The organism is Streptococcus mitis bv. 2 str. SK95 (assembly GCF_000222705.1).
In the GTDB taxonomy this organism is placed as follows: Bacteria; Bacillota; Bacilli; order Lactobacillales; family Streptococcaceae; genus Streptococcus; species Streptococcus mitis_AY.
Map to the genome: position 1 here is coordinate 18,369 of NZ_AFUB01000033.1, position 13,702 is coordinate 32,070.

Consider the following 13,702-nt stretch of genomic DNA (forward strand, 5'->3'; position numbering starts at 1 on the left):
CTTTATTCTTTATATTTAGTAAGTCTTGCGATCATTTTCTAGCAATGTTCATGTACCATCGTAACAGCAAGACAACCCAAGAAAACAGGCTCATCCCACTGATAATCAAGATAGGATTAACTGGCTTACCATGATATTTCACCTACGAAATACAGGAGCACCTCATGAGTGTAAATCTACTTGGAGCTTCTCTTCTATCCTTGAATATTTTCATGTGAGAACACCTGTTCTTCCATTTCTTCTATTTGAACATTATCAAATGCATAAACGGATCTACTTAATCCTTAAAATTTTTATAAGTATATCAACTCTGTCACCATGATTAACATCTAAAAAAACCATTCCCATACCAAATCTCTGAAAGGTAAGAAATTTTACGCTTTCTCATCTGATCATGATCTTTCGAAAGTTGAATGGATTTTATCCGATTTTTCTCATTAAAAAATCATTTATAAAAATTACCAGTGCCTACTATTGTAGCATATTTATCAATTATTTTCAAACACGACCTCTCTTTTTATAAGTGTGAAGAGCACTTTATGAATTTTGAGCAAAATCCATTTGGAATAGGAATGACTATTCCAAACATTTATTTACTATTACAACTCAGACGAAAAAGACCAGAGCGTCACTCTGGCCTTTTCCTGTTCAGTTTAGCTTGTAACTAAACTTAATCTTCTTTTTTGCGAGTAGTAGCTGCAAGGCCTGCACCTAAGCCCAAGATAGCCAATCCTGCTGCTAAAGCTGACACCTGAGACTCACTTCCTGTATTTGGAAGGTGACCTTTTTCAGTTTGTGTCACTTTTTCTTCTTGAGATTGTGCTCCTGTTTGAGCCAGTTGGTGCGCATCTGGATTGACAGGAACTTGTGGGTTTAGTTCTTCTTGTGCTACAGCAGTTCCCACTTCCACGATACGATCTTGTGCTGCTACCTTATCAAAGGTTTCTTTCGATGTACGCTTACCGTTTTCGACTTCTACTAGGTGGACACGAACACCTTTTTGGCCTTCTTGGATCACACGAGTTTGCCCTACTGGAAGTTTATCGTTCTTACGTTCTTGAACTTGGAAATCAACTTCCTCTTCTTCCACTAGGAGCTCTGGCTTGTGATGAACCAAATCTTTGACACCATCAAGCGGTTGAGCCGTACCACGTTTAGTTCCTACTTCCACGATACGATCTTGCGCAACTATCTTATCAAAAGTTTCTTTCAATGTACGCTTACCGTTTTCGACTTCTACTAGGTGGACACGAACACCTTTTTGACCTTCTTGAAGAACACGACTTTCACCCACATAAAGTTTGTCAGTCTTACGTTCTTGAACTTGGAAATCAACCTCCTCTTCTTCTACTAGTAGTTCTGGTTTGTGATGAACCAAATCTCTGACCCCATCAAGTGGTTGGGCTGTACCACGTTTAGTTCCAACGAGAAGAACCCGGTTAACAGGAGTCTGAAGCACTTCACGGAGTTTCTCTTCACGAGTTCCGTCTGGACTTACAGATGTAAGAATGCGTTCCTTACCAACTTGTCCTTCTTGTTCTACACGGCTTTCACCTACATATAAACTGGAATCTTCTTTTTCAACGGTCTGGAAGGCAAGTTCTTTTTCGACAACCTCAAGACTTGGATTTTCTTCTTGAATAGCAGGGGCTGCTTTCTCAGAAACTGGTTTTTCCTTGATCAACTGTATACGGTATTCCTTAACTTGTTTTCCACTTTCTGAAACGAGGCGAACAAGAACTGGAAGGCCATCATCTCCGCTATCTACAACTGTTGAAGCCACTTGATTGCTTTCTTGAACGGTCACTTTTGGACGTTGACCTTTATAGGTGATTTGATAGTCTTGACGGTTTTCAGCGAAATCAGCAAGTTCTTTTCCATCTACAAGAATCTTCGATTGAGTGCTTTCTTGAGGCAATTCACTTGGCGCAAGGAAGGTCATCTCAATCATCGCAACACCCTTCTTATCGGCCTTGCGCTCCATACGCCATCTCATAGCTTTAGCTTTCACAGCTTTAAATGTTAGGTTGATTTCATCACCAGCTTCAATGTCTTTATCCGCACGATAAGGAACAGCTTCCCAGTTATCTGGATTATTGAATGGATGGCCTGATTCGTAGGCTTGGTAGTTTGAATAGTAAGTAGGCACTTCAAAGTCTGGACCAATATAGCGCTCCAAAACAAGTTTAGATGGCGCATCCGTACCACTATCTGCAAAGAAGTGAAGTTTGGCTTGCGCAACAGTCCGTTCTACAATCTTACCATTTTCACGGAAAATAACACCTGTTGATACTTCTGGATTAGAAGATGGTGTTGGAGACCAGTTTGTCCAACGACGATTTTCATTGTGGTCTCCATCATTGATATAGTCTACACGGTCATGTGAACTGTCGTCAATATCATTGGTTGCAGAAGCAAAGGCTTGGTTACTGTTTTCATCATAGTTAGGGTTGTTTGAGAGAGCCTCACCAAGTTTGTCCGTCACTCGTACAGTGAACTCAGCAACGAGGTCACTACCAAGGACATGGCCTCGAACGGTAAATTGACCTGCTTTTGTCAGATTTTCTGCTGGAACTTTTTCCCATTCTACTGTCAAGTCTTTTGTCTCATAGCCGTCTTTACCTGTGAAGTAAACAGGAACCTTAGTTGGCAATTCAAGTGGTTGACCTAGTTGCAATAAGCGAGCTTGTTTGACCGCAGCAACTGGTTTACGAGAGAGTAAGTCTTTATTGCTTGTAAAGTGTAGACGGTATTCTCCTAAGATATCACCATTTTCAGCTTTCGCGATGACACGGACTGGCTCACCTTCACGAACGCTTGGAACGACCGTCGCAAGACCATTGTTGCTAACACTTGCTGTTACTGCAGGAACTTTTCCATCTACAGACTCAAGGTAGTAGTCTGTCAAATCAGGGTTAAAGTTTGCTAAATCTTTGCCGTCAACTTGGATTCTTGTTTGTCCTTGTCTGGCTGCTGCAACTTGTTTCGCAAAGATTTGTACTTCTGTGATAGAAGTTCCTTTCTTGCTATCAAGTCGAACCATACGAATGCGAACCGCATAGGTCTCAACTTTATCAAAGCTGAAATGATTCATTTCTCCAGCCTTGAGTTGAGCTGGGGCTTTTAGATTAGTAACAGGTTTCCAGTTAGCTGGATCGTTAAAGACATGTTCTTCATTGCCTACAAAGCTAGGGTTTTTAGGTGCTGTTGGAACAGTCTTACCAACATAATACTCAATCACATAAGACTTCGGTACACCAACTCCATGGTCTTCGTGGAATCCGACACTTAAATTATCAACCGAACGTTTGCTCAAGATACCTGAATCTCCAAATAGAACACCGACTGAAGCTTCTGGATTACTACGGTTCCAGTTTGTCCAACGGTTAGCTGGGCGGTCATTAAAGGAAATCAATTTATCGTTGACGTTTGAAACAGGGTCGCTCGGATTTGAGTCTGAAGCAAAGGCAAGTGGCAATTCTGAACCGGTCCATTGGTCAGAAATGTTTGCACCTTGCTCAGTTTGAGCAGATACTCGAACATGAAGTTTAGTTATTAATTGCGTACCTTCTAGGCGACCATTAACCGTAAAGACAACTTCCTTGGCGTATTGGTCTGGATCAATCGCGTCCCAAGTAACCTTAGCAGATGAAACGTGACCATTTGAATCGTAGGTACGAACACTTTCTGGTAATTGTGGTGCTTCTGCGATTGGAGTTGTCACACTGACTTCTTCAACTGAAACGATGCCTTCTACAGAGACTTTAGCACGCGCTTCAAGATAAAGACCTTCAACTTTACCTAGAACTTCAAAGGTTTGATAGTGGTCGAGTTTTTCTTTTGGAATGGCTTGCCAAGTGACTTTGTGGGCTTTAGGGAAACCTTTGTCATACTCAACCGTTACTGTTGATGGAAGAGTAGGTTCTTGATGCAAGTCAGTCACTACATTTACAGGGCGGATAGATTGTGCAACCTTCTTCTCAGTGTTGGCTTGGATAGTGAGTTCAACTTGGCCTCTAGCTCCCTCATATTCTGCTTTGAGAGTGACTGCTCCTGGCTTATGTAACTCAAGCATTCCTTTACGAACTGCGACTTCCCCTTCACCACTTGTAGAGAAGGTCACTTTATCAGCTGGTAAAACTGCTTGCGTTCCGTCCTGATAGTGAGCCCGAACAGACAATTTGACTGTTTGGTCTTCTTTGAGACCGTCAGCTTGCTCTACTTGTAAGCTCAAGTGGTCAATTTTCGGTGCTTCTTCAAGGAATTGAATTGCATAAGTTTGAAGAGGACCACCATCATTTGGTTGAACAAAGATGCTTGCACGCATACCGTTTGCTGCACTTGCTTGAAGGACTGTGACAGTTGCATTTTTAGCACTTGCTGTGACTTCTGGCAATTGTGTACCATAAGCAAGAGTGCGGTATTGCATTGGATGTTGACTAGTGAGGCCTGTAACGGCTTCACCACCAACACTTACATTTGGCACTACAGGTGCTGCAGCATTGCCTTCTTCTACCACAAGGGTAGCATGAACGGTTTCGCCTCCCAGTTGGCCAGTCATTTGAATACGTGATCCAGCAACTGAAAGTTTAGCTTTATCTGCTTCCGCAATCTCCCAGTTATCCACTTCGTATTCTTGAACGCTTCCATCTGTTACAGCGATAGAAACGTATTTATCAACAGCATTTAAATCTGTTCCTGGAGCAACACGTTTAACAGTTGGTAGTTCTTTGGCAATTGCTAGAACCTCGACACGAGCCTCTACCTCACGTCCGTCTGCCATGCCTTTAACTGTCACAACTCCAGCTTGGCTCACATCAACAGAAGACCATGTTACTGGACGTTTTTCACGACTGCCATCACTATAGACAAAAGCGACGGTCTTCGGCATTTTCGGTTCTTTCTCGATAACAGTACGTACTTTTGGTACCTCTGTTCCGAGAACGGTCTTTTCTTGGTCTTCTTTTTTACCAGTAAAGACAGTTACTTGACCAGATTTCAAGAGATCTGAATGGGCTGTCAGTGTGAATTTGCCTGCTTGTTCAGTTGATTTAACAATGGCAACCCCTTTACCGTTAAAGGCTCTGCGAATCCAAGAACCATCTGCTTGCGCCTTGTAGCGTTCACGGCTGGCTTGTTCCCCATTATCGACACCGACCAGTTGACCTTGTCCATGCAATTGGAAGCGAACCAGATTATTGGCAGTTGGCACTACATTTCCTTGACTGTCAACGATTTCGTAGTAGATGTAGGTCAAGTCTTTTCCATCTGCTGCGATTGCGTGTTCTTCCTTAATAAGACGAACACCTGCTGGTTGGCCTGCAGTGGTAATCTTGTCACGTGCAATTTCTTTTCCAGCTTCATCGCGAGCTACAGCTTCCAAAGTACCTGGTTGGTACGCAACCTTCCACTCAAGATAGAGTTCCTTAGCATTGGCACCTTCTTGGTAGGTACGGCCATCACTAGTTTGTTTTTTGTTAAAGGTCTTAACTCCGAGAGATTGACCGTTCAAGAACAATTCAACGCTTGCAGCGTTTGAATAGGCGCGAACTGGGATTTTTCCGTCTGCATCTTCGACTTTCGATGCCAATTCTCTATTTTCCCAGTTCCAGTGAGGAAGGAGGTGAACCATTGGTTTCTTCTTGGCAGAAACCCATTGGCTTTGGTAGAGATAGAAGTCATGCTTTGGAATACCAGCTGTATCTACGATACCAAAGTAAGAGCTCTTAACGGGAGTTTGGTTTTGGTTGTGCCATGGCGTAGGCTCACCGATATAGTCCGTACCTGTCCAGATAAACTGTCCAGCATAGCCAGCATTATCACGGTCAAAGGTCCATGAATCTGTTGCCGTTTTACCCCAGCCAACTCGGTCATTACCATAGTCAGACTGTTCGTAGTTACGTTCAGGTCCGTTACTATGTTTCAATTCACTTTCAGGACGATAATAGCTACCGCGTGTACGGGTTGCTGAAGATGTTTCTGAACCATAAATCAACCAGTTTGGATGTTTCGCACGAAGAGCTTTGTAGTTGTCTTCAGAATAGTTGAATCCAACCGCATCCAGTTCATCAGCAATTTTCTCATGTCCACCACTACCATTACCGAAACGGAACTTATCTGCTCCCATGGTAACGTAACGAGTTTTATCAACATCCTTGATAACTTTGACCAAACGTTTTACAGTTGCTAGAGAATGAGCATCACCGTTGGCTTCACCAATTTCGTTTCCGATAGACCACATGAAGACAGCTGGGTTATTTTTGTCTCTTTCGACCATGGTACGAAGATCATAGTCAGACCATTTTTCACCTTTTCTAGCTTCTGGGTGAGTGGCATCTTTTTCAAAGAAACGTCCGTAGTCATAAGGTTTCTTGCCACCATACCAAGTATCAAAGGCCTCTTCCTGAACCAGCAAACCAAGTTCTGCTGCGATTTGCAAGGTCTGTGAACTTGCAGGGTTATGAGTTGTACGGATGGCGTTAACACCCATCTCCTTCATTTGTTTAAGACGACGGTATTCAGCCTTATAGTTTTCTTCTGCTCCAAGCGCTCCGTGGTCATGGTGCAAAGAAACACCATGGAATTTAATGCGTTCACCATTCAAAGAGAAACCTTCATTTGGAGTCCAGTGATAGTAACGGTAACCAAACAAATCTTTCTTAGCATCAACCAACTGACCATCACGGTATACTCGCGTAATCAATTCATATAAGGCAGGTTTGTCATTTAAAACGGTCCAGAGTTTTGGTCTTTCAACTTCTAAAATCGCATCTAGGCTTGTTGACTCATGTGCTTTCAAGGTACGACTTGCTGTACGAACCACGCCTGTTACGGCCTGACCACCACGTTCAACGATTTGATATTCTGCCACTAGTTCATGGTCTTTATCATCTGTATTGACGATTTTGCTAGCCACATGAGTTTCAACCTTGCCGTGTTGCTGTTCTTCAAGTTTTGGCGTTAGGATGGTTGTCCCATTTTTCTCAACATGAACCTTATCAGTCACTTGCAAGTTCACATCACGATAGATACCACTACCTGAGTACCAACGGCTACTTGGTTGTTTGTTGACTGCATGGACAGCAATCACATTCTCACGACCATCTTTGTGAAGGTATTTGGTGATATCGTATGAGAACTGGTTATAACCATTTGGGTAATGTCCCACTAACTGGCCATTGACATAGACTTGAGAGTCCATGTAGACACCATCAAAGGTCACACGAACATTTTTCTTGAGATCTTTTTCATCAAGTTTAAATGTCTTACGATACCAAGCTTCACCACCATTGAGCTGTCCACCTTCGTTTTGGGCAGGTGACTGATGGTCAAAATCGTTAAAGATACTCCAGTCATGTGGGAGATCCAATTTTTGCCATGTCGATACATCTGCATCTGGTTTCACAGCTTCTTTAGGATTCGCATTGAGTTTAAAGTGCCAATTTTGATTAAAATTCACTTTTCTATCTTCAATCATTTGATTCACTTCTTCATTTGTCGCAGCTTTCAAATCTTCCTTGACAGGCTTTTCTTGACTTGAAACTTGAGATTCTACCTTCGGAGCTGTTTCTTCAGGTTTTAGAGATGCTTTCTCCTCTTTTGGAACTACAGGTTCATCTTCTTTCACCTCTGGTTTGCTTGCTTCAATTGGAGCAGCTTGACTTTGGTCGACACTTGCAGCATCCTTGTGCTCTGCTACAGTTTGATCTTCTTTTTCCTCCACTGCCGGACTTTCCTCTTTTGCTTGTTCCACGGTGTGAGTAATTGGAGTTTCATCCGCGAAAACTGGTGATTCTCCAATGACACTTCCTCCAAATAGAACCGCACAGGTTCCAATCATAACAGAGCAAGCTCCTACGGCAAACTTACGAATGCTGTAGACTCTTTTACGATTCCAATGGCCTTTTTCCATAAAATCCTCCTTTAGTAACCGCTTCCATTTCCTTGTAAGCGTATTACTTTTTCATAGCCTTTTACCCTTATTTTATAAAACAATATAAGAAACTTCAATACTGGCAGCATAAAAATCATACTTTTGATTCTTTTTTCTATAATTTGTAGAAAAGTTTAAAAATCTGAATGTAGATTTAGTGAATGGTTTTACTAAAAAAGGCGGTGGGACAGAAATCGATAGACAAAGTCTCGATTTCGTAGTCCCAGCCTCGCGAGGATGATTAGGAGCTTTTTGGAGTCTAAAAGACGAACAAAAAGTTCAATCAGCTACCACGTCAAAGTTTGATTGCTAAAAAAAGTGAGGTCGGGATCTTTTGTCCCAACCTCTTTTACGGACTATCAAACTGGTATTTCCTTATAGATTATTGACTAGATTTCCCCTTTTCCAAAAGATTGACCATCTCATTTTTACGCTCTTCTAGCTCGGCAATTTGCTGGAGTAAAAGTCCTGTAAAATCACATCTCCATCCCCGATGATAGACAGAAATGGAATACAATCCACAAAGCCCAGAGCGTGTAATTCCTTGGTTTTAAGTCGAATGTCTAAGAAGTCTGGGATGCCATTTGCAATTCCCAAGACCTTAATACCTCGACAGAAGGTCCAAAATGGTGCTACATCGTAAGCCTTAGCTCTTGGCCTTAGCTCTTCTCTGACTTCCATGTCCTCAGACACACGGTCCCAAGGCATGCCACGACGGCAATCAGGGTCTGGTCCACCAATTAGTACTAGCTCTGTTCCGTAATAGATACAAGGAGTCCCTTTTTGAAGGTAGAGGAAGGTTAAAGCAGCCTTGACATGTTGGAGATTTCCTTTGGCAGTTGTAAGAATACGCTCTGTATCGTGAGAATCCAGGAGATTTAACATAACCTCTGAGATTTGTTGCTTGTAGTACATTGACTGGCTATTGATTTCTGAAATGAACTGCTCTGTCTTTTTATGCTGACGCAAGAAATAATCCTTGATACTTTCAGAGAGCGGGTAGTTCATGACTGCATGGAACTCATCTCCTTTTAACCAAGGCTGAGACGTATGCCAGATTTCACCTAAAATATACAAATCAGGCTTTTTAGCGAGAACTGCCTTTCTAAAATCTTTCCAGAACTGATGGTCAATTTCATTGGCAACGTCCAAGCGCCAAGCATCGATATCAAAATTCTCAATCCAGTAAGTTGCAACACTGAGAAGATAGTCTTTGACTTCAGGATTGGCTGTATTTAACTTAGGCATATAGCTAGCAAAGGCAAAGGTATGATAAGGGAGTTCTCTTGGATTCTGAAGTTTATCCTCTGTAATTGGAAACTCTTGAATATGGAACCAATCTTTATAAGGGGAATTTTCTCCATTTTTTAGAACATCCTGCCATTGGGCAGACTGGTAGCCGATATGATTGAAAACAGCATCTGGCATAATCTTAATGCAACGTTTATGAGCTTCCTCGACTAAATTAGCAAAGACTTCTTTGTCTCCAAAGTGACGGTCAATTTCAAAATAATCCGTCGTATCGTACTTGTGATTGGTCGTTGCTTCAAAAATCGGACATAGATAAAGTCCAGTGATTCCCAAATCTTTTAGATAGTCTAGATGGTCGATAATCCCTTGTAAATCTCCACCAAAAAAGTCATCCCTATTAGGTGCAATGGCAGCATCCCACTCTCGAGCTCCATCTGGAGTCAAATTAGGATTTCCATTAGCAAATCGTTCTGGGAAAATCTGGTACCAAACGGTATTTGAAACCCAGCTAGGAACCTGACATCCGTCGATTTCATGAATATAGGGAAGCTTAAAGCCATTTCCTTCCGCATCCAAGTTTTCTTGAGTATGTTCCACACAACCCTTATCACCGTAGAAAATACCCTGACCTTCCTCATCAAGGAGTTCAAAGAGATACTGAATCCGTGCAAAATCAACCGATACTGTAACCTGCCAATAATCAAATAAAGCATCCGAGGTTGCTTTAGTCATTTCTTTCTTGGCTTCATACTTATCCTCGATGAAGATAAAGGGATCTCCATAATGTAAAATGACCTGCTGGACATCATTTTTCTTGGTTCTGATTCGGATATGTAGCTGACCTTCTTTGTAAAGATAAGCATACTCTGATTCTTGTCTATGATAAATGGCTGTTAATTCCATATTTTGTCTCCTAAATAATTATCATCAACAAAAACGCAAACGTTTTCACAATTGCTATTTCTAGTATACTATTTTAAGATTCGATTTGCAATACTTGGTCAAATTTGACAAGAAAACAGCTCAAAATAAATACTGTAGACTAATCAAGAAATATCAGCACCTATCTATAAAAAGCTCCCAAACTCAGCCTCACAGCCTAGTCAATCCGACAAAGGGCAAGTTCTTTTAATCCTCTGTCGTACAGGAAGGTTAAACAAAAGTTGTCTGTTATATTTTGAAGCTTGTGTTTACTCATTCCTCTAGGCAAGGCTATGTCGCACAATTCTCTCGTTGCCAGAGAAAATAGCTTTTGCTTGCCCTTCCAATCATCATTCTTAAATAGGGGGCTCAGGATAATATAAGGCGAATCCGTAAAAATTCCATTGACACCAGCTTTTTTACCTAAAGCCTTTAAATGTTCAGATTCTAATAACTTTTCGATAATACGACCATCACTAGAGATTTTAACAAGAGCATAATAGTCCATGCCCCATTTATTGACAGAGGTTTGACTTTCTCCAGAGCTAAAGGCATAGAGCCCTTGTTTCCAAGATTTCATACTATCGATTTTAGGATAAAAACTTGAGTTCGTGTCGTGGTGATTTAACTCTTTTTTATCAATATGCGAATAAGTGGTCCACTTCGCCTGCTTTTTCTCTCGATCAAATTCTAAAAGGGCAAAGTTTCTTGCCTGATTTGTATAAACTTGATTTTCAAAACACACGGGTATCTGGTCGCTATCTGATACGATTTGAAAATATCTCTCTTGTGCCTTTTTAGGAAGTATACTTTGCGGATCCTTTATGGCAATGATTTCTGGATTAGAAAAATCACCAGTGTAATAGACTATTTCCTTGCCAGCCTTGATGATGCCAATATTTTGTCCATCTGTAAAGAGTAGAGGCTCTTCCTCCCAAACATGGTCACAATACCAAGCATCTATCTCCTTCATACCCAAAGGTGATACTTCAAGCAGACAGTAGAGATTGAAAGCTTCCTTCTCACTGATCAAGACAAAGGCTCTACCATCATGTAACATGACAGAATTGAAAACACTATTGTAGTCCTTGTCTAGTTCCCATTTATTCAATAGACTTAACTTTAACTTCCCCATTTTCTCTCTCCTAATCCATCACCACTCGTTGATGGCAAATAGAATGGCTGATCTAATATTTCTTAACAATTGATCTGAAAGTTCATCGTAAACTTGACCCAGTCCCTTATCTTGTGCCAGCCATCCAGGTTCATCATTCCAGGAGCCCATTCCTCCAAAAACATCCGCTGAGCTTGCAGCTCTAAATATGCTTAGATGTCGCAGTGGAATTTGAGGTTCTGCCAGTCCTTTACCAGATTCTGGGTCTAGCAAAAAGTTTCTAGCAGATTGAAAGACTTTGGCAAAGTTGTCACATTCAATTTTAATTGCTAGATTTTCTATACGAGTCAATATGTCCTTAAATTCTTCGATATTATTTTCATAGTGGGGAAGGTCTTGAGAAGACCTTTCCCATTCATACTCGGTGTAGGTAACATCCCAGCCCCTACCTGCAGAAGCAGCTTCCCAATTTGGTAGGAAATAACTTGTCTTCCCATCTTTATAAAAACAGAGAATTGAACTCTGTGTCGTATTGGAGAAACCTAAAATACCTCTGTCATTTACTGAGATAGGGCAAAATAATTTTAAGTCCTTCAAACCTTTTTCCTTAAGATTTTCAAACCAATCAGATACAGATAGTTCTATAACTTCCCCCTTTTCTGACGGCAAAATTTGAAAGCTCAATTTATTTGTATATTTTTCAGGCTTATAGCATATTTCTTTAGCATTTTTTAAAGCCTTCCTAGCTGCTGCCACGATACAGGCTATCTGATACATTTGTCCGTTCATATGATCTCATCCATTATCCCTTCAATCAGATTTGTAAGGCTTTCTGCCACATAGATAATTTCATCAGGATCATGGATGTAGCAAATAACCTGACCTTCCTGAACCTCCTGGTCTGGATCAAAATCCAGCATAAGATAACAAGAATCACAATACTGAGCAAAAGGAAGCCATTTTTTATTAAAAAGATAGGGCTTAATTCTACTATCATGCATGTTTTCTAGGTCTTGACTAGAAAAATAGTCGGGAAATTCGGTTAACAGAGCATCTCTATTTTGAAAGTACTTTTTACAAGTCTCAATTTCCTGTAGACTCATGAGAGAAAAAGTCAAATCTCTCTGGTCAATTACACAAGGTAAAATAGAGAGGTATTTACTCCCATTTTTATAGCTATAAAGCTCTTTGAAGTCACTAGGTAGACGAATGCCAAATATTTCCTCAAAGGCTTGAAGCTCTTCCTCAGAAGCACCAGAAATGCCCTGATAATCTTCCAGATATCCTTCCTCTACAGGATCATCCAAATCCCAGTCTTCAAAACACTCACAAATATAAGTTTCTATTTTTTAACTTGGTCAATTAGTTGCATCATTTCACCATGATTTCTTTATTTTATCTGTCTTCCAATGCTTTTTACCGCTTATAACTTGTTTTTTCTAGGAGAAGGGGTTCAGGATTTTGCTTAATCCAAGCAATAGCTAGCTGACACAGGCGGTCTAGGCGAGGCTCGTCATCAAAATCTTTCCCATGAACTTGAGCAATAAGCTCTTTAGTCTCTTCTAATTTTTGATCTGAAAGGGGGGATTCCTAGAGACAAGTATTGAGGGAGAGCTTGAAGCATTTTTCTATAGTCCCTGTCCCAGTTGACTCCACCATTGCGATCCAGTTCATCTCGAACTCGACCTGGTATACGAATAACTTCTCCCTGAACAGTTTTGGCTGCTCCACTTGAAGGAATCAAGAAAGACCATAGTTCCTCATATTGCTCCTCCCAGCTACCTTCTTTTACGAGAATCGGAGAAACTCCATCGTGGGTTATTCGTTTGGCTACCGGCTTGACATCAAACAAAGCATAAAGTTTTTCTAGACCCTGATCTGCTGCTTCTAGATAGTCGGGATTGATCCCTTCTCTATGAAATTCAAAATCTTTACCGATATTTTCGACCTTGTCTTTCATAGCAGATGTTTTCTTAGCACCTGCATCCAACAGCATAGAGGCAATTTCAGCTGTTTGGGCAATATAGATTCCCCGACAGACAGTGAGAACGGAGTCTAGTGGAGTCTGTCCCCTATCATTTTTAGGGTTAACATTTGCTCCCTTTTCTATGAGAAGTGCAACGGTCTTAGGATGAAAAAACTCAGCTGCCATATGCAGAGGTGTATTTCCATAAGTATTGCTTTTTTCAATATCTGCCCCCAATTCGAGCAAGAGTTTTACAGTCTCTCTTCCCATGGTTGCCTGACGGTACAAAGGAGTCGCTCCATAATAATCAGGGATATTGATATCCAAGCCCTGTTCGACAAGCCAGATAACCAATTCATCCGGGACTCCTCCCATATGCAGAGGTGTACATAAGCTAAATCTTCCATCATGAGCGGTTAATTCACAACGGTCATAGACTGCTTTAAGGGCTTCAATATTTCCTTCATCCATTAAATCCTTAAACTCTTTTGGTAATGTAACTCTTTTCTTTGCCATT

General features: G+C 41.1%; 4 protein-coding genes and 2 pseudogenes. All 6 read right to left on the minus strand.

Features of this window, described 5'->3' with window-relative positions:
* Positions 1–670: 670 nt before the first annotated feature.
* Entirely contained in the window at positions 671–7,912 is a 7,242-nt protein-coding gene (bgaA, locus tag HMPREF9965_RS06925; protein ID WP_000410701.1) for an LPXTG-anchored adhesin/beta-galactosidase BgaA, read from the minus strand.
* A gap of 459 nt (positions 7,913–8,371) precedes the next feature.
* Positions 8,372–10,087, minus strand: a complete 1,716-nt coding sequence (locus HMPREF9965_RS06930; protein WP_000423963.1) for a glycoside hydrolase family 13 protein — start codon at positions 10,085–10,087, stop codon at positions 8,372–8,374.
* Positions 10,088–10,283: 196 nt separating this feature from the next.
* Positions 10,284–11,240, minus strand: coding sequence for a hypothetical protein (locus HMPREF9965_RS06935; RefSeq protein WP_000517233.1), 957 nt, complete (start codon positions 11,238–11,240; stop codon positions 10,284–10,286).
* Positions 11,241–11,258: 18 nt separating this feature from the next.
* Entirely contained in the window at positions 11,259–12,008 is a 750-nt protein-coding gene (locus HMPREF9965_RS06940; protein ID WP_001014335.1) for a hypothetical protein, read from the minus strand.
* Positions 12,005–12,591 (minus strand): annotated as a pseudogene (locus tag HMPREF9965_RS06945) (SMI1/KNR4 family protein). The gene HMPREF9965_RS06940 and the pseudogene HMPREF9965_RS06945 overlap by 4 nt, the downstream one beginning before the upstream one ends.
* A 44-nt stretch (positions 12,592–12,635) precedes the next feature.
* Positions 12,636–13,701 (minus strand): annotated as a pseudogene (locus HMPREF9965_RS06950) (ankyrin repeat domain-containing protein).
* Between the last annotated feature and the right edge of the window lies 1 nt (position 13,702).